Consider the following 21,048-nt stretch of genomic DNA (forward strand, 5'->3'; position numbering starts at 1 on the left):
AGATACGTTTAGCTATGACAACGCTCCAGGACGAAAACTTCCCCTACTTCATCGTTGCGCCTGATTACCGGGACTCTTCGGCCGGCGTTCAGGTTATGCACCGCTTGTGTCATATGCTCAACGAGCGCGGCAGACAAGCATGGATGCTGAACTGCTCAGTCAATCCTGAGTGGAATACTCCGACGATTTCCGGACGCGAGTTAATGGCATATCGCCAGCGCGGCGGGGTGTTTATCACCATCTATCCTGAAGTCGTTAGCGGCAACGTTCATCAAGCGCCGGTCGTGGTTCGCTATATGCTAAACCGTGAGGGAGTGATCAATGGCAATTCGCTTGATGCGCATCCCGACGATATTTTTTTCTGGTTTCGCCCTGAGTTTGCGGAAAAAACTTATCAGCCGCGCTTGCTGAATCTTGAATTTTACGACCTTGAGCTGTTCAAAGACGATGGTCGGGAAAAAAACATCGACCTGCTCTATCTCAACCGCGTACCCGTATCCTGCATCGATTTTTCCACATTGCCGCCCGGCATCGAAATTTTGTCAATGCAACATCCGCTGACGCTGCAGCAGCTGGCGGAAAAGCTTAAATGCGCGCGCACCTTTTACACCTTCGAGTCGTCCGGGACAGCGCTGCTGGCAATTTTATGCGGCGCGCCAGTCGTGGCGCTTTCCGTAAAGGGATATGAAAAATACGCCCTGACTGAAGCCACTTTAGCAGATAACAGTGCAGTAGGATTTTGCTGGGACGATCGGCCTGAAACGTTGCACGCCATGCGACAAAATCTCTGGCAGATGCGAGAGATTTTGCTCAAGCGCCGCGAGCAGACGGATGTGCAGATTGAAACACTGGTGCAGTTGACGCAGCAGGCGGCCAAAAAACATCAGCAAACGATCATTGATGGCCGACTGGAGAACTGGCTGGTAAGTCGGCACCTTGCCCCCCTGTTGCGGCAAAAATCGATACCTCAAGAAGCACCGCGTTTGCTGGTGGCGATCTTCGATGATAGCGCTCATCCTGAACGGCTTGATATGACGCTGGCGACGCTCAGAGCCCATCCGGCCGCGCTGCAGATTGTGATTATCACGCAGCATGCTCCGCTAGCCGGCCCCTGTGACAGCGTATCGCTGGAAAAGTGGCCTAGCTGGCTCGCTGAACAGGCAACTCGGCAGCGCTTTGACTGGCTACATTGTTTGCCCGCTGGCAGCTTCTATACGGCTGAAAGCTGGCCGGGACTGGCGCGCTTCATTGTCACGCAAAAAGATAGCTACGTTATCTTTGCTGATGAGTTGTGGCTCGACGACGCAGGGCTTCCTCAGCCACATTTCAAACCCGCTTTCAACTGGGATCTGTTTAGCGCATCACCGACGCTCTATCTCAAGCGGGGCTTAATTTCATGCGCAGCCCTACAGCAATTTTTGCCGGCGGTGTCTGGATATCCGCTGGCGTTAGAAGCGCAGATCGCCGCGCATGTTTATATGCACTACGGCGAACAGTCGATACGGCATTTTACTGATGTGCTCTGCATGCTACCGGCGGTCTCAACCGGTGACGTTGAATGGCAGCAGACCCAATGCGCGCTGGAAAAAATCGTTCAGCTGCAGGGCTATCCCGCAGCCTGCATCGTCGCGCCCCATCCTGACCAGCCGATGCAAATATTATATGGGCACGCTCATTTACCGCTGGTGTCATTGATAATTTTAGCTGGAAACTCTTTGTCGCAGCTTGAGCGCTGCGTAACGCGTTTTTTACAGTTTAACAACTGGCCAGAGGTAGAGCTGCTGGTAGTGAATCACCAGCACGACGATATGGAGCTTAACCGTTGGCTTGACGGCCTCGCCTCTATCGATCCGCTGCGCATTCGCGTCATGCAAACCACACTCGACTGGCAGCCAATAAAGCTGCGTAATATCGCAGCGCGACAGGCGCGCGGCGAATTTTTGCTTTTCGTTGAAGCGCATATCATTTTCATCCATGAAGACTGGCTAACGCGGCTGATGAATCATGGGCTTAGAGCAAAAGTCGGGCTCGTGGGTCCTAAACTCATCAACACCGAACAGCAAATTCTTTCGGCTGGCTTGATTGCAGGCTATCGCGGCGTGGCGGAGCATATTGGGCAGGGCGAACGTTGGGATTCTTTTGCCATGAACGGCTATTTGCAAAGCGATCGTCTTCAGCGGCTACTTGATGGCCAGTGCCTGCTTATTCGAACCGCCTGCTGGCAGACGCTGGATGGGCTGGATGAAACATTTCATGAACTGGTCATGGCGGAACTGGACTTTGCCCTGAAAGCGAACCAGGCGGGCTTTGAGACGATATGGACGCCGCATAGCGTTGTGGCTAGCGATGAACGCCCCCGCGGCATAAATCCATTCAGCGCCGACGCACAATCTTTGATCCACCGCTGGGGGCGCGAGCTGATTTGCGATCCCGGCTACCATCCTTACTTTTCACTGGATGGTGCCCCTTTCAGTATTGATGAAGCGCTAAAACAAAAATGGCTAACGCAGGCGCAGGTACCGTTGGTGGTCTTTATTCATAGCGAAAAGCCTCAGCCCTATAGCGAACGCCTGCTGTCGCTGTTACAGGAAATGGCGAGTCGTCAGCTTATTGCATTGTTGACCTATGAAGGGTTGCCATTGAGTGCAGTGCTGGTGCGCTTGCAGCCTGACCTGCTGATCATTGCCCAGGATGCAGCAAACGGCAAAGGCGACAAAATTGAGGCGTTGCTTAATCTGGCTGACACGCCAGTTTATCTTTTGCCAGAAGCTTCGCTGCAATCACCTCTTATCGCCTCGCTGATGGCAGCTAAAGTCTGCCATCGCTGGCTAGTCTTTAGCGAAGAGCAGAAACGGTGGCTGGAAAAGCGCAAACAGTGTGCCGTGACGATTCCAGCTCTTGTCGCCATGCCTGATTGCCCTCCGACTGCGGCGGCGCGCAGTAAGCGGCTACGCGCCTTTATTGATACGCGAGAAATGAGTGGGGAAGATGCACGCTTTTTTCATCACATTGTCGCGACTACCAGCAGCTTTATAGACTGGATTGTCTGGGGCGCGGTCCCTCAAGGCTGGATGCCGTTTATTTGTTCATCGCATCGGGCTGGCGCATGTACGATTTCCTTGCACGATTTAGACAGATTGCAGCTGAACATTGCCGTGCTGTTCAGGCTGAACAGCGAAGAGAACCGCTTCAAAGATGACTATTTGCTGCTTCAGCTACAGGCTGCCGGGATTCCGGCACTGTGCAGTGACATCAAATCGCTGACGCACCGATGGCACGCACATCGCGTACGTAATAAAGAACATGCATGGATAGCGGCGTTGCACGCGCTGCATCTTTCTCCCTGTCTGCCTCCAGTCGCTTTGCCTGACGAAGCCAGCCAGCTGTCAACATCAACCTTATCTTCCTTCTGGCAGTATCTTGGACTGACTCTGCCATGAACGCCCAACCTGTACGCCATTAAGGGGCTTAAGATGAATAAAATCGCGCCGCATTACGACAATAATAATATTCTGGTGACCAGTCCTTTACTGCCGCCGCTTGAGGAGTTCATACCTTATCTGGAGCGTATCTGGCAGAGTAAATATCTGACAAACGGCGGTCCCTATCATCAGGCGTTAGAGGCGGCGCTGGCCGACTATTTAGGTGTTAAGCATATCTGCTTGTTTTCAAACGGAACGCTGGCGTTAATGACAGCCCTGCAGGCGCTGCGCGTGGGCGGTGAGGTTATTACCACACCCTATTCGTTTGTGGCGACCTCCCATTCACTGCTCTGGAACGGCATAAAACCTGTATTCGTCGATATCGATCCGGTTACCTGCAACCTTGATCCAAAGAAAATCGAAGCGGCGATTACCCCGCAAACCAGCGCGATTATGCCTGTACACTGTTACGGCTTGCCTTGCGAGACAGAGGAGATTCAGCGCATCGCAGACACTTATGGCCTGCGCGTTATTTACGATGCGGCACATGCGTTTGCGGTAAAACGCAATGGGGTTAGCATTCTTAATCACGGCGATCTTTCGGTACTGAGTTTCCACGCAACCAAAGTATTTAACACCTTCGAAGGCGGCGCGATTATTTGTCCGGACGAGAAGATCAAGCGACGGATCGATTATCTCAAGAATTTTGGCTTTGCAGATGAAACGACCGTAGTCGCAGCGGGCATTAATGGGAAAATGAGTGAGTTTCAAGCTGCGTTCGGTATGTTGCAGTTGAAGCACGTTGATGATGCTTTTGCTACGCGTCAGCGCATCTACGAGCGTTACTGCGACGCTTTGGGCTCAGTTCCCGGTTTAACGTTACTGGCACCGGATGAGCAAACTGACTGGAACTATGCCTATTGTCCTGTATTCATTCATCCAGAACATTTTCCACTGACGCGCGATCAGCTTTATCAGAAAATGAAAGATGCAGGTATTTACGCTCGCCGTTACTTCTTTCCGCTGATATCTGAGTTCCCTATGTATAAAGGTTATCCATCATCGAGCAGTGACAACCTGCCGAACGCTAGCCAGACATCACAACGGGTGCTCTGCTTGCCAGTACACCCAACGCTGAGCGATGCTGAGCAACAGCGCATAGTGGATATTGTGCTTGAAGCAGGGCAGATTGCTGCGGCTTAATATTTTTCGTCAATGGATAATCATCCCCCGCGAGGGGGATGATTGTTGATCAGGCCGGGAGGGCGTAAAGCACTAATTCAAAAGCATGCAATGGGTGATGGGCGCGCAGATAAAAGCGATAGTTTTCGTTCACGGACTGGATGTACGCAGGTATAGCTAATAGATCATCGGGTTTATGATAGACGCTGATCGCCAGGACAGGTCGATGGTTCTGCAAAATATGGCTGGCTCCCTTAAGAGCTTCCAGCTCTGCGCCTTCGACGTCCATTTTTATAAAGGTTACTTTTTCATCCTTGACGATACTATCAAGCGCCGCAAGTTCGATTGATTCTTCTGTAACCTGCTCGCTCAGTTTTGAACTTAACGCCAGCCCAGATGAAAAATAGAGCGTCGTATCGCTACTCCATACGCCTTTTTTCACATTCCGACAGTTGGGAACTGAGGCCGTATTTTTGACCAGTGCCTGATAATTCTTTTCATCCGGTTCAAATGCAATAATACCTGCAGCTTGAGATATTCCCTGACTACGTAAAGCCTTTAAAAATGCTGCTATGCTGTCGCCGTTATAGGCGCCACAGTCAATAAAAATCTCATTTTCTTTAAAGGTAATGAGATCGGCAGGAAAATAATGTATGGGTTCAAATACGTCAGCATAGGCGCCATGGCGTGCGCTAATACGTTGATTTAGAAATGCGATTAATGTTTGGCGCGAGCGATCATCGCCCAGTTGCTCATACAAGGAAGCAAAAGCATGTTGATGCTTATCAACGTATTCGTAGGTTAAATAGTCGCATGTATTCACCCCAATAAAAGAAGGATCGAATATCAGCACCTCAGCACCGTTTTTTGCCAGTAAGGCACGTAATTCTGGCGTAACATATTGCAGTGCAACTATATAGTTATGCGGTGTGGGTAACGAGGCGAGGCTTTCCAGTGATTCAACTTGCCGTCCGTTTAAACGCGTTTCAGTTGTTAACCAGGCATCATTGACGGCAATATGATTAACGTTCAATGCTTCCCTGTCCATAAAGTCTAACGTCATTTGAGCCAGGCAACCTGCGCCAGTCAAAACGATGGGATAACCATTTTTTTTCATTAATGCCAGACTATGAATGAAAATATTCGAGTCCTGATTAATTAGCGACATAAAGCTCATTCAAATATCCCTTCAGTGACAGGCTGGGCAGCTTGGGGTTCGCAAATAAAATCGACTTTTCGCTGCAGCGTTGCGCTGGCATGCGCCGTTTCCAGAAACAGCAGCCCAGCAAGCGCGGTGGTTATGCCCTGACAGTAGCTGTTTTGATCGCCGCGCAGGGCATGGGCGATATCAACGTAGTAGTTAGCAAAAGCCTCAATGAAGCCAGCAGGATGCCCCGCTTTGAAGCGGCAATAGCGCGGATGATGTGCAATGTGATTATCGTGATCTGTGCGATCAATAAGGCTGATTTTGCCGTAAGTATTGGTCAGCTTCAGCGACTCTGGTTCCATCTGGAGCCATTCAGCGCTTCCTTTATCGCCCAGCACCCGAATACGTAAACCGTTGCGATAACCCAGCGCTGATTTGCCGTACCAGTACTGACAGACAAGCCCGCCTTCATATCGTGATACTGCATGTACCGTATCAATAATATTGGGCAGTGAGGAAAAATGGCTGTGAACAGCGTAAACGTCGATTGCCTGCCGCTGAGCAATGAAATCCACCAGTTGATGGATATGTACGCCCAGATCAAGGGAGAGGGTAGGAATTATGCTGTCTGCCTGACGCCAGGCTTGGGGGCGAGCAACCTCACCAGACTGAGCGCATCGGATAAATCCCTCTTGAGGCATCTCAACCAGTATTTGCTGTATATTGCCTAACTCGCCTGCAGCAATGCGCTGCCGGAGTTCCCGAACCATGGGATAGCCGCTGTAGTTATAGGTCACAAACAGTCGGCCGCCAGTACGCAGTAACGCCTCGCTCACTTTTTTAGCGCTAGCAACGGAATCCACCAGCGCTTTTTCACATATTACGGTGACGCCAGCGTCAAGGCAGTTGATTATATCCTGTTCATGGTTAGGGGTGGGTGTCAGAATCACAACCGCGTCCAGACGCTGATATTCAGCAGCCAACAGTGCTTCACTACTGGCGTAGACGCGTGCTGGCGCAATGCCCCATGCCTCGGCAGTGGCGTGGTTGATCTGCGCATCGCGGCTGAAGCAGCCAGCGACAAGCACAAACTCGCCATCCATCTGACTGGCGATTTTATGCGTCTGTCCGATAGCTGAATTCACACCACCGCCCAGAAAGGCAATATTAAGTGGGCGAGTCATACTTTCGTTTCCTCTGCCGTCGGTAAATTAAGATAGCGGTTTAACTGCGGTGTCAGAGTGGCCAGCGTAGCCAGCGAGTCGCACTCTGCAAAAACTAACCCTGCGCGATCGCGCGGTGCTGGTTCAAGTCTTTCACCAGGCAATTTAAGTGGAATGACGTCAATAATTTCGGCTGGCATTGCAGAAAACTGAAAGCCGGGGAAAAAGATGCTTTGGCTGCTGGATATGGTATGACGAGCAATATATCGCTGGCGAGGCGGACGACGCAGGGTGAAAGCATTTTTTCGGCCAATGAAAGGATCGACAAAGTGATGGCTATAGGGCACGCCAGTAGAAAGCGTAATCAGGCGGCTATAAAGATCGCCGGGACAGCGTCGCGTCAGCTCAATAAGCCAAAAATCATGGCCATTGGTCATAAACTGCGTGTGCAGCAAACCATCACGCAGTTTAAGCTGGGCAGCCAGCGAGGCCAGACAATCGCTTACTCGATCCTGTATTTTTTCAGTAAGCTGAGTCGTGAGCGAACTGCTATTGACCTGCCATGGATAAACGGTACAGAACTCATCGACAAAAAATTCACAGGCGATTTCACCGTTGCGAATAAAGGCAGAGTGGCTATGCAGCGTTCCCTCAATAAACTGCTCTATTATTGCCTCGCCGCTGCGCGAGGCGAGGCGTGCAGCCTGATACGCGTCAGGCAGCTGCGCGCGCGCGCTGATGCGGCTAATGCCAAGCCCGCTGTATGCGTCAACCGGCTTAACCATTAATGGTAGTGACAGCGTTTCACTTTCCTTCAGTGTGCTGACCGCCGCCGGTACGGGGAAGTGATGGGCCTGCGCCCAGTGACGAAACTGATCTTTTTGGAATAGCACATCACTGATGTCAGGCGAGTCAAAACCGGAAAAGCCGAGTTCCGCCGCAACGCGCGCTCCGGTCAAATAAGAGACGTCAGTGACGCCCGGCAACAGCGCGTCGATCTGATGCTCTCGACAGAGCGCTAATACCTGTTGAACATCAGCGTAATTAATTGGGCAGCTCTCATCAGCGAAGCGATGACCCGGATCCTGCAATTTTGTACCGCACACAGCGGTGCGATAGCCATACTGGCGTAATACGTCGAGAAAGGGCAACGATGCAAATCCCGCATCTAACAACAGCGCCCGCGAGGAGTGAGACATAGCGTCCAACCTTAGCCTGAACAAATTCTGTCGAATATTCTATTCAGCTGGCTAAGGCACCGATGGCTTGAACAAGCACAATTTTAGGCTTAATTCGGCAGTTTCTGACGCTTTCATTGCAGCACCTGTTGAAGGCCTTTTTGTGGTGAGATTGATATAGAACCAGTCGGCTATGGCACAGCGCATTAAACCATTACAGAACCTGCCTGAGCTGCCGATAAGAATAAAAAAGAAAGGTTGCTGATTTGTACTATTTCACACTTCTGGAGTGTCCATGCGCTTCAATTATGACTTGTTACCCGGCGAGCGTTTAACCTTCGACGAGATTGCGCTGCGTTACGCGCAGCAGCATCCCGAGGAGAAGGCGCTCACCGTACGCGGGTTGCTGAGCCCGTCCACCAGCTATCGCACGCTACGCATTCGCGCGGTCTTCGCCAGCGAAGAGAGCAACAGCCCGCTGGAAGATCTGCTGTTTATCTCCGACGACAACGAACGCAAAAACTATCTGCGCCGTTTTGAGCACTACCTGAAGTCGCAGCAGCCCTTTGCCTATTTTCGCCGCAGCGAGGCGTCGCGCGACGCGCTCTGGCAGGTGATGGGCGACAGCCGGGTCTACGCCATGATCGATCCTCACTCCGCCACCGCGCAGAACCTGCTCGCCAGCCGCGGCTATCAGCTGGTGCTGATGCGCGAGGATGAAGATGACGCTTACTGGCAGCTCTTTGACCCCCAGTCGCATCCCTGTTTCCCGCTCTCGCGTCGCATCCAGTTTATGGTGGTGCTGAGCACGCCGCTGCACAAGGCACCAACGGCGGTGATGGCGGGCATGGAGGTGGGGCGTCGTGTGAAGACGCGGGTCTTTCAGCGCGCCAGCCAGGCGGAGTTTTTGGCGGCGGTCAAAGCGCGCTATGGCGGCTGCGTGATGACCGGCACGCGCCTGACCGATCGCCACAGCTGGCCCTGGGTTGAGGCGTGCCATATCGACACGCGGGAGAACGAGGAGGGATCGCTCGCCGACAACAGCGCCGACAACGGCCTGTTTCTGCGCAGCGACCTGCAGCGCCTGTTTATCAATAAACTGATAAGCATCGATGGTGAATCTGGCCAGATCCGTTTTCATCCCGACGCCGAAACCCGGCAAAGCATAAGCCCTTATTATCAGGCGCTTGAGGGGCAGGTATGCGCACTTTGGGACCAGGTGCCGCCCGCCACGCGGCAGCGGCTGCGCGTATCAGCCTAAACGACGCGCAGGGAGCGGAACAATCCGCTCCCTGACATAACAAAAATGAAATAACCTCGCTTTTGCCCGCCTATTCCCCCAATCAATCCCCCTACAGAATTGGATAATCCTGCCGATAACTTCATTAACGCAGGGTAGTCAACGTGAACGATTTCTATACCGCCGAAGGCGTGATGGATAAACATTCGCTCTGGCAGCGCTACGTCCCGCTGGTGCGCCACGAAGCATTGCGTCTGCAGGTACGTCTGCCAGCCAGCGTTGAGCTTGACGATCTGCTGCAGGCCGGTGGCATTGGCTTGCTGAATGCTGTGGAGCGTTACGACGCGCTGCAGGGGACAGCATTCACCACCTACGCCGTGCAGCGCATCCGTGGCGCAATGCTGGATGAGCTTCGCAGCCGCGACTGGGCGCCGCGCAGCGTGCGCCGCAACGCGCGCGAGGTCGCGGGCGCGATGCATCAGGTCGAACAGATGATGGGACGTGCCGCCACCGAGCAGGAGGTAGCCGATCGGCTGAATGTTTCGCTAGAAGAGTACCGGCAGATTTTGCTGGATACCAATAACAGCCAGCTCTTTTCCTACGACGAGTATCGGGAAGAACACGGCGACAGTGCGGAGCTGGTCACGGAAGGGCATGAAGAAGCCAACCCGTTGCATCAGCTGCTGGAAGGGAATCTGCGTGAACGCGTTATCGACGCGATCGAAGCCTTACCCGATCGCGAAAAGATGGTGCTGACACTGTACTACCAGGAAGAACTGAACCTGAAAGAGATTGGAGCGGTACTCGACGTGGGTGAATCACGCGTCAGCCAACTGCACAGTCAGGCGATCAAACGCCTGCGTGCCCGACTTACGGGAGCGCGCTGACGGCCTCAGTTCCTGGCGATCTAAAAATAATAAAACCGGGGACTCAGCAATGGGAGCCAAATCCAAAGCCAGACCTTTAAGCCGTTATCTTAAAGACTACAAACACAGCCAGAGTCACTGTTCACACTGCGGCAAAGTTCTTGACCGCATGGCGTTGGTGTTTCGCGGTCAGATCATCAATAAAGAGGCCATTGCGCGCATGGACCAGATGATTGATGAGCAGCTATGGCTGAAATTACAGCCTGAACTGACCGCGCTGTGCCGTTTCTGTAGTGATATTTTTTGCAATACGCATCCTAATTACTTCGACATTATGGCATTCAAGCAGTATCTGTTTGAGCAGACGGAAATGAGCCACAGCACTATCCGCGAATATGTGGTAAGGCTGCGTCGCCTGGACGATATGCTTAAGGCCAAAAATTTCCCGGCCGACCGCCTGAGCGGCAACAGCTGGCACGAGTGCCTGGAAAACGATCTGCCCGATGCGGGGAATAATAACTACCGCATTGCGCTGCGCAAATATGACCAGTTTTTGGGGTGGCAGCGCAGCTAGCGGCCAGAGAACGGACATGCTGATCGTCTCTGCCCAGGCAGAGACGCGTCAGACGGCAATTCCTGCTCTGACAGGGCGGTTATTATCTTCTGACCGTCTCTTTTCCGCGCAATGCCGGATGATCCCGGCAGCAACTTCTGCAACACTGTAAAGATTACTGTGACAGCCCTGGAGGCCGCCTTGTCTTTACACCTTCTTCATCAGTATCCCCGTCTTGAACTGCTCGGCGCGCCGACGCCGCTGGAGCATCTGCCGCGCCTTTCCGACTATGTCGGACGCGACATCTTTATAAAACGTGACGATGTCACGCCGATTGCTCTCGGCGGCAACAAGCTGCGCAAGCTGGAGTTTCTGGCAGCGGATGCGCTGCGCGAAGGCGCCGACGTGCTGCTGACCGCGGGCGCCATTCAGTCCAACCATGTGCGCCAGACCGCCGCCGTCGCCGCTAAGCTCGGCCTGAAGTGCGTCGCGCTGCTGGAGAACCCAATCGGCACCCAGGCAGAGAACTACCTCAGCAACGGCAACCGGCTGCTGCTGGATCTGTTCGACTGCGAAATCATGCTGGTCGAGGCGCTGGATAATCCGGCGGCGCAGCTGGCGGCGCAGGCGGAACGCCTCGAAGCGCAGGGCTTTCGTCCCTATATCGTGCCGGTCGGCGGCTCCAACTGGCTGGGCGCGCTCGGCTATATCGAATGCGCGCAGGAGATCGCCCATCAGAGCGAAGGCGTGGTCGATTACGCCGCGGTGGTGGTGGCCTCCGGCAGCGCCGGCACCCATGCCGGGCTGGCGGTGGGGCTGGAGCAGCTGCTGCCGCAAACCGAGGTAATTGGCGTCACCGTGTCGCGCAGGGCGGAACAGCAGCTGGCGGTGGTCGACAGCCTGCGTCAGCAGCTGATCGGCAGGCTGGAGCTCACCAGCACCGCGTCCGTCACGCTGTGGGACGACTACTTTGCGCCGCGCTACGGCGAGCCGAACGAAGAGGGCATGGAGGCGGTGAAACTGCTGGCGCGGCTGGAAGGCATCCTGCTCGATCCGGTCTACACCGGCAAAGCGATGGCGGGGCTGCTGGACGGCATCAGCCAGAATCGCTTCCGCCGCGACGGGCCGCTGCTGTTTGTGCATACCGGCGGTGCGCCGGCGTTATTTGCTTATCATCCTTCGGTCTGAGCAAGCGGAAAAAAAACGTTTATACTTCGCGAGTTATTCCGCAGGACCAGGCGTCGCGCACGCGCTGCCTGACGACACACACATCACATACTAATAAATGGGGTAATTATGATTTTTTCTCGTGTTGGTCGCCATCTGGCGATGAGCGTGATGGCGGTGGCGCTGATTGCCGGCGTTAACCTCAAGACGCACGCAGCGGAGAACCTGCTGGCGCAGGTCAAAGACAAAGGCGAGCTGCGCGTCGGGCTGGAAGGCACCTATCCGCCGTTCAGCTTTCAGGATGAGCGCGGCAAACTCACTGGCTTTGAAGTGGAGTTTGCTGAGCAGCTGGCGCAGCATCTTGGCGTGAAGGCCAAACTGCAGCCGACCAAATGGGACGGCATGCTGGCGTCGCTCGATTCGAAGCGCATCGACGTGGTGATCAATCAGGTGACCATCTCCGACGAGCGCAAGAAAAAATATGACTTCTCTACCCCGTACACTATCTCCGGCGTGCAGGCGCTGACCATGAAAGCCAAAGCGGGCACCATCAGCAAGCCGGAAGACCTGGCGGGTAAAAAAGTGGGCGTTGGCCTCGGCTCTAACTACGAGCAGTGGCTGCGCGACAACGTAAAAGGCGTTGATATCCGCACCTATGATGACGACCCGACGAAATATCAGGATCTGCGCTCTGGTCGTCTCGACGCGATTCTGGTCGACCGCCTGGCCGCGCTGGATCTGGTGAAGAAAACCGGCGACACCATGGCCGTAGCGGGCGCGCCGTTCTCGCGTCTGGAGTCAGGCGTTGCGCTGCGTAAAGGCAACGAGGATCTGCTTAACGCCATCAATCAGGCGATCGCCGCCATGCAGAAAGATGGTTCGCTGACCAAACTCTCTGAAAAATGGTTCGGCGCGGATGTGACTAAGTAATGCAGGAAAGCCTCAAACTGGTGCTGGATTCAGCACCTTTTTTATTCAAAGGCGCGCTCTTTACGCTGGAGCTGAGCATCGGCGGCATGTTTTTCGGCCTGCTGCTCGGCTTCGTGCTGGCGCTGATGCGGCTGTCGCACTTCTGGCCGGTCAGCTTGCTGTCGCGCTTCTACGTCTCGGTGTTTCGTGGCACGCCGCTGATCGCCCAGCTGTTTATGATCTACTACGGCCTGCCGCAGTTCGGCATCGAGCTTGATCCCATTCCCTCGGCAATGATCGGTCTGTCGCTCAACACCGCTGCCTACGCCTCGGAGTCGCTGCGCGGCGCCATTGCCGCTATCGAACGCGGGCAGTGGGAAGCGGCGGCGAGCATCGGCATGACGCGCTGGCAGACGCTGCGTCGGGTGATCCTGCCACAGGCGGCGCGCACCGCACTGCCGCCGCTCGGCAACAGCTTTATCAGCCTGGTGAAGGATACGTCGCTGGCGGCCACGATTCAGGTGCCGGAGCTGTTCCGTCAGGCGCAGCTGATCACCTCGCGCACGCTGGAGGTCTTCACCATGTATCTGGCGGCGTCGCTGATCTACTGGGTGATGGCGACCCTGCTGTCGGCGCTGCAGAACCGGCTGGAAAAACGGGTCAACCGTCAGGATGAGGAGGCGAAATGAGCGCCATCGAAATCAGCAAACTGGTGAAGACCTTTAACGGCCAGACGGTGCTGCACGGCATCGATCTTGAGGTGGCGTCGGGCGAAGTGGTAGCGATTATCGGCCCAAGCGGATCGGGCAAAACCACGCTGCTGCGCTGTATCAACCTGCTGGAGACGCCGGACAGCGGCACCATCAAGGTTGGCGACATCGCCATCGACGCCAGGCTGGCGCAGACGAAGCAGAAAGAGCAGGTGCGCAGGCTGCGCCAGCAGGTCGGCTTTGTGTTCCAGAACTTCAATCTGTTTCCCCATCGTTCGGTGCTGGAAAACATCATTGAAGGGCCAGTGATCGTCAAAGGCGAAGCGAAAGGGGAAGCGGAGGCGCGCGCCCGCGCGCTGCTGGAAAAAGTGGGCCTGCAGGGCAAAGAGAGCAGCTTCCCGCGGCGTCTCTCCGGCGGTCAGCAGCAGCGCGTCGCCATTGCCCGCGCGCTGGCGATGCGACCGCAGGTGATCCTGTTCGACGAGCCGACCTCGGCGCTCGATCCCGAGCTGGTGGGCGAGGTGCTCAACACCATTCGCGCGCTGGCGCAGGAGAAGCGCACCATGGTGATCGTCACCCATGAGATGAGCTTTGCCCGCGACGTCGCGGACCGGGCGATTTTTATGGATCAGGGCCGCATTGTTGAGCAGGGCGCGGCAAAAGCGCTGTTCAGCAATCCGCAGCAGGCGCGCACCCGTCAGTTTCTCGACAAATTCCTTAATCAGTAACCCTACGCCTCTTCGGAGGCGTATTTATTTTTCCGCTATCACATCTTTTATAATTCCCTTAAACCATTTGGTGCAAAGTATTTCATTATTATTGCGTTAAAACACCCATATATGGTTTCTCTTCATCAGGTTTACTCCTATTTAGCGTCGCGGCAAAGCATAGCGATATTTCGCTGCGATTGCCGCTTAGTGGTTAACAGCTAACTGAAAAAGCGTGACCAGCGCGAATTGTAAAGAAAAAGCGAAACGAGTAAAGCATTGTTAATTCAGGTCCAGCGCAAAACTTTTAAGACTTTCGCTAGAGTCAGCGGCAATGGGATAGAGAATAATCCCCAGACAATCCTAAAAGCTATATTCCCATATTCTCTTTTCTCTTTTTAATTTCTGACCTACACAGCAGGAGTCGAATCATGAGCCAAAATAAGTCAGATGAAATAGCCTGGGTGAATACCCTGAAAGGCGCCTGTATATTGCTGGTGGTGCTCTACCATACGGTGCTGCCTGGCTTTGAAGGCACGCTTCGCTATCTCTCAGCGGGCTGGATCCCGGCGGAGATGTGGGTTCAGTTCAATACGGTGCTGTCGCCGTTGCGTATGCCCGCCTTCTTTTTCGTTTCCGGTTTGCTGGCCACCAATGGCATTCTCAATCGCCCGTGGAAACAGGTGTTTACCAGCCGTATCACCAATCTGTTTTATCTCTACATTTTGTGGGGCTTTATTCAGTGGTGGTCGATTGTCGGCATCTCTACGGAAATTACCGGCCAGCGGATATCGCAAAACCTCAACGCCGCCTATGCCGGTTCGCTGTTTGAATTTCTCAAGCTGACCTTTATGGCGATGAGCACCTCCTGGTATCTCTACGGGCTGGGCATCTATTTCCTCTGCGCCAAGATCTTTCGCCAGCATAAAGTGGCCCTGCTGGCGGTTGCCGTGCTGCTCAATTATCTGGCGGTAGAGAAAATTATTCCCTTCTGGGGGCCGCAGAGCGTGGCGCAATATTTCCTGTTCTTCCTGCTGGGCGTATTCTGGAGCCCGCTGATGCTGCGCCTGAGTGAATGGCGCCGTGAAAACTGGACGCCCTGGGCGATACTGGCGGCGCTCGCCGGCGTCCATGTTATCTTCGGCCTCGATAAAAGCCTGTTTATGTGCATTATCGCGGTGCTGGTCAGCGTGGCGGCCTGCCGCTGGCTGAATCAGCATTTCAGCATGACCTACATGAACTGGATCGGGCGCAACACGCTGCAAATCTATGTGATCCACCGCATCTTTATCGAGTTCTTCGGCATGTCGGCGATCCTGTTCGCCCAGCGTCACCACCTGTTCGAGCACGCCTGGTTTTCTTTTCTCTGGGCCTGTCTCTATCCGCTGGCGATTGTCGGCCTCTGCTCGCTCTGCTCGGTGGCGGTGTGGTCGCTCACTAATCGCGGTCTCGGCCAGTCGCTGTTTATCTTCCCGACGCTGATCGGGCTGAAACGCCGTCGCGCCGCCGCCTGAATAAAAAAAGCCCCGCGCAGGCGGGGCTGAGTCGATCAGGCGGAGGTTAGCTCTTCACCCGGTTAGCGAAGCTTTTGCGCAGCTTCTGCAGTTTCGGCGGGATCACCGCCATGCAGTAGCCGTTGCGCTGGCCGGCACCGTCCCAGTAATCCTGATGATAGGCCTCGGCGGGATACCACTCTTTAAGCGGCTCGATGGTGGTGACCACCGGGTCCTGATGATCCTGCTGCGCGCGTGCGATGGCGGCGACCGCTTCCGCTTCCTGCTCCGGCGTGGCCGGGAAGATGGCGGAGCGATACTGGGTGCCGATATCGTTGCCCTGGCGGTTAAGCTGCGTAGGATCGTGGGTGGCGAAGCTGATATCCAGCAGGTCGCCATAGCTGACTTTCTCGGGATCGAATCCCACGCGAATCGCTTCTGCATGACCGGTCGCGCCGCTGCACACCTGCTCATAGGTCGGGTTGGGGCGCGCGCCGCCGGTATAGCCGCTTTCAACCGACTCCACGCCGATCACATCTTTAAAAACCGCTTCGGTACACCAGAAACAGCCGCCTGCGATCACTGCGTATTCGATTGCCATAATGCTTAACTCCTGTCGAGGTCGAGAAAGAGAGAGTAGGGACGGCGGCGCGCCTTTTCAAGCCGCAGCGGGCGAGAATCCTCAGCGCGCGGCTAAATCAGCATCTCAGGTTTAAACTGGCCGCTGCGATCCAGTACGCGATCGCCCATGATGGTGAAGCGTCCCTCGCCGGTATAGTGCAGCGTCGGGGGAAACTCCGGCTCGTCGGCCACGTGCGCCTTCACAATCTCGAAGATAAACAGGTTGTAGTTGTCCACCATCGAGTCGTCATAGAGCTGACACTCAAAGCTGGCGAAACACTCGCCGATCAGCGGGGCGTTAACCACGCTGGCGGGTTCGGCGGTGAGATCGAAGGCGTCGAACTTATCCAGCTTGTCGCCGTGGCTGTTGCCGATGGCGACCACCTTGTCGATCAGATCTGCTGAAGGGACGTTAAGCACGCACTGCCCGCTGTCGCGGATCAGCGCATGGCTGTGATTCATGCTGGAGATCATGCAGCCGACCAGCGACGGTGAGAACTCCAGCACCGTATGCCAGCCGAGCGTCATAATGTCGCTGTGCGCCTCAAACTGCGAGCTGAGCAGCAGCACCGGGCCAGGCTCGAGATATTTACGCGCCTTGCTGACCGGAAAGGCGGTTTTGTGCAGACGGTGACTCATGGCATCTCCTTGTGTCGGGGCGATGCCTTTAAGTGTAGAAGCTACAGGTCGATCACCAGCGCTTTACTGCGGCTGCGCGAGCAGCAGAGCGCGATTTGTTGATGCGACGCAGATTTTTCCGCCTCCGACTGCACGGTGTCGCGGTGATCCGCTTCGCCCGAGAGCACCGGTGTCAGACAGGCGCCGCACAGGCCCATTTCGCAGGAGAGCGGCACGTCGACGCCGTTGTCCAGCAGCACGCGGGCGATGGTTTTGTCCGCCGGCACCGGCCAGCTGGCGCCAGAGGAGGCAAGCGTGACGACAAAACTTTCGTCGCGGCCCGGCGCGGGCAGCGGCGCGGCGGCGGCGAAGGCCTCGGTGTGGATGCGATCCGCCAGCCAGCCCAGCGTCTGCGCCTGCTGCTGCAGGTGCGTCATAAAGCCGTGCGGGCCGCAGAGATAGAGACGCGCGTCGGGCTCGGGCGCGCGCAGCGCCTCGGGCAGCGCGTGACGCGGGCTGTGACCCTCGTCACTGCAGAGGATCTCGCCATAGCCGTGCCGGAACGGCTGCAGCAGTTGGCGCGCAAAGGCCGCGTCCTGACGCTGCTTCACATAATAGTGCAGCGAAAAGGCGACGCCGTCCTTTTCCAGCTGCTGCGCCATCGCCAGCAGCGGCGTCAGGCCGATGCCCGCCGCGATAAGCACCACGCGGCTGGCTGCCACCAGCGGGAACAGGTTGCGCGGGTGGGAGATGGTCAGCCGCTGGCCGAGGCGCAGCTGCTGATGAATATAGCGCGAGCCGCCGCGCGATTCGGCGGCCAGCCCGACGCCAATCAGGTAGCGATCCTGGCGCGCCGGGGATCCGGTCAGCGAATATTGCCGCGTCAGCCCGTTGCCGAGCTGCACGTCGATATGCGCGCCCGCTTCCCAGCGCGGCAGGGGTTCGCCATCCTCGCGCACCAGACTCAGCGCGATGGCGTGGCGTCCCTGACGCGACAGCCCGTCGACGACAACCGTAATCGTGCTCATCTGTTGCTCTCCTAAACCAGGAAAAAGTCGCCGTAGCCCCTTTTTTTCAGGCCGCGACGGTAGGCGATAGAGCTGCGGTCGGCGGGAATATGCGCCTCCAGCGTCAGATCGAGCGGCAGGCGCTCCGGCATCTGCGTCTCGACCATCAGCCTGTCCTCTTCAAAGACGCGGTGGTTGAAGGCGTGCACCTCCTCAACCGGAATATGCAGATCGAAGTTTCGCGCGATGGGCGCGAACATGCGCGTTTTGCGTGCCGAGACCGGCGAGGCGGCATTCATAATCACCAGCCGCGCCGCGTCGGGGAAATGCACCGTCAGGGTGGCGGTAAAGGGCAGATGCATCTCAAAATGGCGCAGCCACTGAAAGCCTTCTGGCGCCTGCTGCTCCGAGTTCGCCGCAAAGTTAGAGACGGAACTCCAGTAATCCACCGCAAAGCCATACTCGGTTTCGATCGGGGAGTAGGGCGGCACCTCCTGATTGTCGGGGTCGGCAAAGGTTTCGCTGTGCACCCAGGCGAAATGCGCCACGTCGAGAAAGCCTTCTACCTGGCGACCGGCAAAGCCAGCGACGTCAAAAGGCGGGCAGGTGATCTGCTGAAACCCGGCGTCCTGCCAGTGCGGCATGGTCGGCAGCGCGGCGGGACGCTCCGCATCCGGCGCCAGGCAGACCCAGACCAGACCAAAGCGCTCCTCGACCGGGAAAGCGGTGAGGTTGAGCTTGGCGGGCACCGGCTGGTTAGGGCTGGAGGGAATGCGGTTGCAGCGGCCCTCCTCGCCAAAGCGCAGCCCGTGATAGGGGCAGATAATGCCGTGCTCGTCGTGAAAGCCCAGCGTCAGCGGCACGCCGCGATGTGGGCAGACATCTTTCGCCGCGACTATCTGCCCATTTATGCGGTAGAGCACCAGCTGCTCGTCGAGCAGCACCGCTTTGGTGGGCGCCGGGCCGACATCGCAGACGCGCGCGACCGGATGCCAGCAGCGCGCCAGCCGCAGCCAGTCATCGGGTTCAAAGGTACAGTGGGCCGGAGGCGCAGGTTGATTCATAGCGGTCACCCTTCAGGGGATAAACAGGATAAGAACAGTGTGGACAAAAAGGAGTGCGGCGATCCATCATCGTTTTTTCAGCAACGTGTTGCGATAAACAGTACAGGTCCCGATGCTTCCTTTTTCTCGCTTTTCCCACTACTTCCTTGAGGTGGCGCGCAGCGGCAGTTTGCGCAAGGCGGCGGAGCAGCTGCACGTCTCCGCCTCGGCGATTAACCGGCAGATTTTGCAGGCGGAAGAGGAGCTGGGCATGCGGCTGTTTGAGCGTCTGCCCGACGGTATGCGCCTGACCAGCGCCGGCGAGCTGCTGCTGGACGACCTGCGGCGCTGGCGGCGCGAGTATCAGCGCACGCGCCAGCGGTTCGATGAAATTCAGGGCCTGCGGCGCGGCCGCGTCACGCTCGGCCTGATCCAGGCGCTGAACGAAGGAGCGATCGCCGACGCCCTGTCGCAGATCGCGCAGTTGCATCCCTGGCTGCGTCTCGACCTTAGCGTGCACGACAGCGCGCAGATCGGCGAGCAGGTGCGGCTGGCGGAGCTGGACGCCGGGCTGGTGCTCGACCCGCAGGCGCAGGCGGGGCTGAGCGTCATCGCCTTTGCCGAGCTGCCGGTCGGCGTGGTGTTGCCCGCCGGGCATACGCTCAGCGCGTGCGCCACGCTCTCCACCGGCCAGCTCAGCGCGGAACGGCATATTATTCCTGGCGCGCCGCTGGTGGTGCATGAACGGGTGGAGATGCTCTATCGGCGGCATAATTTGCAGCCGGAAAACGTCATTACCTGCAACGATATCCGCCTGATTAAGTCGCTGATTAAGCAGGGCAGCGGCATCAGCATCCTTAGCCTGCTGGATGTGATGGACGAGGTGGCGCGCGGCGCGCTGTTGTTTGTTCCGCTGCGCGACAGCAGCGTGCGGCCGCTCACCCTGGCGCTGTGCTGCGCGCCGTCGCGCCAGCTGTCGCGCGCCGCCCAGCAGGTGATCCAGCATCTGACGGGGGTAATCGAGTCGCTGGCGGTGACGGGTTAAGCGCCATTATTTGTCTTAAAATCAGCGAATAGCGCGCAGCGGCGACGCTTTTTGTAAATTAACGTAAAGCGGGAAGGGGGCAGGTTTAGCGAAACCTGTAATTACGCTATAAGTCCTCTACCACGCCAACCTGCTTAGGGCTTCCCCTCACACCATGAAGACGCTGCGACCTCTGCTGATCCTTGTGTTCACCTCCGCATTTCTGCTTGGCGGATGTTCCCGCCACGCCACCGACGCCTCGGCGCAGAATGAGCGTTCGATGGGCGATGAGAGCCTTGGCGACCAGCCCGACCTGATTCCGGTTGTGGCGGCGCTGCATGACCAGATGCACACCTGGCACGGCACGCAGTATCAGTGGGGCGGGACGGAACTCTCCGGCGTCGACTGTTCCGGCTTTGTCTGGCGTACCCTGAAAGATCGCTTTAACCTGCCGATGGACCGCGTCACCACCACGGAACTGCTGAAGATGGGCAAACGCATTGCTCCAGGCGATATGCAGCCGGGGGATCTGGTCTTTTTCCGCATCAACGGCGGCATGCACGTGGGCTTCTATGATACCGATCGTCATTTCTTTCACGCCTCGGTCAGCCAGGGCGTGATCCGTTCCGCGCTCGACAATCCTTACTGGCATCGCGTCTTCTATCAGGCGCGACGGCTGCCGAAAGAGTACAACGCGCAGATCACCCTGAATAAGGGCAGCGGCATGACACTGGCGCGTAAGTAAGCAGCAATCAGCCCGCCTTCTGGCGTAATGCATGTCAGTTAAGCTCATGTTCAGATAAGGCCGCTATTGTCTCTAAATGGCGGCTTTTTTTATATGCGTGTGAGCATGCTGGTGCGGGCCACTGCGCCTCCTCTGCTGCCGGGCCGTCCTCGCGCCGCTGCGCGGTGCCTTCGGCTGCAACGTCGTGCCAGCCGGACCGTTCGGGTACGGCCATCCAGGCCTACCCGAACTGCCTGTCGCATCCCTGCGACCG

The 21,048-nt window shown here is 56.5% G+C and carries 19 protein-coding genes; 12 read left to right on the forward strand and 7 right to left on the reverse strand.

Annotation, left to right across the window (positions count from 1 at the left end):
* Positions 1–14: 14 nt before the first annotated feature.
* Together B2J69_RS10330 and B2J69_RS10335 are read left to right on the forward strand one after the other, a co-directional pair.
* The gene (locus B2J69_RS10330; RefSeq protein WP_081139123.1) at positions 15–3,440 is read left to right on the forward strand and encodes a glycosyltransferase family 2 protein; all 3,426 of its coding nucleotides are present in this window, start codon (positions 15–17) and stop codon (positions 3,438–3,440) included.
* Between the two features lie 33 nt (positions 3,441–3,473).
* A complete protein-coding gene (locus B2J69_RS10335) occupies positions 3,474–4,625 on the forward strand; it encodes a DegT/DnrJ/EryC1/StrS family aminotransferase (protein ID WP_081139127.1) in 1,152 nt (383 codons plus the stop codon).
* Positions 4,626–4,674: 49 nt separating this feature from the next.
* On the opposite strand, the gene B2J69_RS10340 is transcribed toward B2J69_RS10335, so the two are convergent.
* The 3 genes from B2J69_RS10340 to B2J69_RS10350 are packed head-to-tail and all read right to left on the reverse strand — an operon-like array spanning position 4,675 to position 8,113.
* Positions 4,675–5,781, reverse strand: coding sequence for an FkbM family methyltransferase (locus B2J69_RS10340; RefSeq protein WP_081139129.1), 1,107 nt, complete (start codon positions 5,779–5,781; stop codon positions 4,675–4,677).
* Positions 5,778–6,935, reverse strand: a complete 1,158-nt coding sequence (locus B2J69_RS10345) for a Gfo/Idh/MocA family protein (RefSeq protein WP_081139131.1) — start codon at positions 6,933–6,935, stop codon at positions 5,778–5,780. Before B2J69_RS10345 ends, B2J69_RS10340 begins: the two co-directional genes overlap by 4 nt.
* Positions 6,932–8,113 (reverse strand): ATP-grasp domain-containing protein, encoded by a 1,182-nt coding sequence (locus B2J69_RS10350; protein WP_081139133.1) that lies wholly within the window; start codon positions 8,111–8,113, stop codon positions 6,932–6,934. Before B2J69_RS10350 ends, B2J69_RS10345 begins: the two co-directional genes overlap by 4 nt.
* 274 nt (positions 8,114–8,387) lie before the next feature.
* Between B2J69_RS10350 and B2J69_RS10355 the strand changes: the two genes are divergently transcribed.
* The 8 genes from B2J69_RS10355 (at position 8,388) to B2J69_RS10390 (ending at position 15,758) form a co-directional block, all read left to right on the forward strand.
* Positions 8,388–9,353 (forward strand): HNH endonuclease signature motif containing protein, encoded by a 966-nt coding sequence (locus B2J69_RS10355; RefSeq protein WP_081139135.1) that lies wholly within the window; start codon positions 8,388–8,390, stop codon positions 9,351–9,353.
* Positions 9,354–9,496: 143 nt separating this feature from the next.
* A complete protein-coding gene (locus tag B2J69_RS10360) occupies positions 9,497–10,219 on the forward strand; it encodes an RNA polymerase sigma factor FliA (RefSeq protein WP_081139137.1) in 723 nt (240 codons plus the stop codon).
* 49 nt (positions 10,220–10,268) lie between these two features.
* Entirely contained in the window at positions 10,269–10,772 is a 504-nt protein-coding gene (fliZ, locus tag B2J69_RS10365) for a flagella biosynthesis regulatory protein FliZ (RefSeq protein ID WP_048785856.1), read from the forward strand.
* 180 nt (positions 10,773–10,952) lie between these two features.
* Positions 10,953–11,939 (forward strand): D-cysteine desulfhydrase, encoded by a 987-nt coding sequence (locus tag B2J69_RS10370; protein ID WP_081139139.1) that lies wholly within the window; start codon positions 10,953–10,955, stop codon positions 11,937–11,939.
* A 108-nt stretch (positions 11,940–12,047) separates the two neighbouring features.
* Entirely contained in the window at positions 12,048–12,848 is an 801-nt protein-coding gene (gene tcyJ, locus B2J69_RS10375; RefSeq protein WP_081139141.1) for a cystine ABC transporter substrate-binding protein, read from the forward strand.
* A complete protein-coding gene (tcyL, locus tag B2J69_RS10380) occupies positions 12,848–13,516 on the forward strand; it encodes a cystine ABC transporter permease (protein WP_081139143.1) in 669 nt (222 codons plus the stop codon). Before tcyJ ends, tcyL begins: the two co-directional genes overlap by 1 nt.
* Positions 13,513–14,265 (forward strand): L-cystine ABC transporter ATP-binding protein TcyN, encoded by a 753-nt coding sequence (gene tcyN, locus B2J69_RS10385; protein WP_081139145.1) that lies wholly within the window; start codon positions 13,513–13,515, stop codon positions 14,263–14,265. Before tcyL ends, tcyN begins: the two co-directional genes overlap by 4 nt.
* 410 nt (positions 14,266–14,675) lie before the next feature.
* Positions 14,676–15,758: an acyltransferase family protein gene (locus tag B2J69_RS10390; RefSeq protein WP_081139147.1), complete on the forward strand. Its 1,083-nt coding sequence runs from the start codon at positions 14,676–14,678 to the stop codon at positions 15,756–15,758.
* Positions 15,759–15,804: 46 nt separating this feature from the next.
* Here B2J69_RS10390 and msrA read toward each other — a convergent pair whose 3' ends face one another.
* The 4 genes from msrA to hpxD form a co-directional block, all read right to left on the reverse strand.
* Complete coding sequence (gene msrA, locus B2J69_RS10395; protein ID WP_081139150.1) at positions 15,805–16,338, reverse strand: peptide-methionine (S)-S-oxide reductase MsrA; 534 nt, start codon at positions 16,336–16,338, stop codon at positions 15,805–15,807.
* 92 nt (positions 16,339–16,430) lie between these two features.
* Entirely contained in the window at positions 16,431–16,997 is a 567-nt protein-coding gene (locus tag B2J69_RS10400) for a flavin reductase family protein (RefSeq protein WP_167376571.1), read from the reverse strand.
* A gap of 41 nt (positions 16,998–17,038) precedes the next feature.
* A complete protein-coding gene (locus tag B2J69_RS10405; RefSeq protein ID WP_081139152.1) occupies positions 17,039–18,004 on the reverse strand; it encodes a PDR/VanB family oxidoreductase in 966 nt (321 codons plus the stop codon).
* Between the two features lie 11 nt (positions 18,005–18,015).
* Positions 18,016–19,047: a molybdenum cofactor-independent xanthine hydroxylase subunit HpxD gene (gene hpxD, locus B2J69_RS10410; protein ID WP_081139154.1), complete on the reverse strand. Its 1,032-nt coding sequence runs from the start codon at positions 19,045–19,047 to the stop codon at positions 18,016–18,018.
* Positions 19,048–19,159: 112 nt separating this feature from the next.
* Here hpxD and B2J69_RS10415 point away from each other — a divergent pair, with 112 nt between their 5' ends.
* Both B2J69_RS10415 and B2J69_RS10420 read left to right on the forward strand, forming a co-directional pair.
* On the forward strand, positions 19,160–20,071 hold the full coding sequence (locus tag B2J69_RS10415) for a LysR family transcriptional regulator (RefSeq protein WP_081139156.1): 912 nt from the start codon (positions 19,160–19,162) through the stop codon (positions 20,069–20,071).
* A 163-nt stretch (positions 20,072–20,234) separates the two neighbouring features.
* Positions 20,235–20,795 carry an NlpC/P60 family protein gene (locus tag B2J69_RS10420; protein ID WP_407944738.1) on the forward strand — a complete coding sequence of 187 codons (561 nt, stop codon included), beginning with the start codon at positions 20,235–20,237 and terminating at the stop codon, positions 20,793–20,795.
* Positions 20,796–21,048: the final 253 nt, after the last annotated feature.

The organism is Pantoea latae (assembly GCF_002077695.1).
Taxonomy (GTDB): domain Bacteria; phylum Pseudomonadota; class Gammaproteobacteria; order Enterobacterales; family Enterobacteriaceae; genus Pantoea; species Pantoea latae.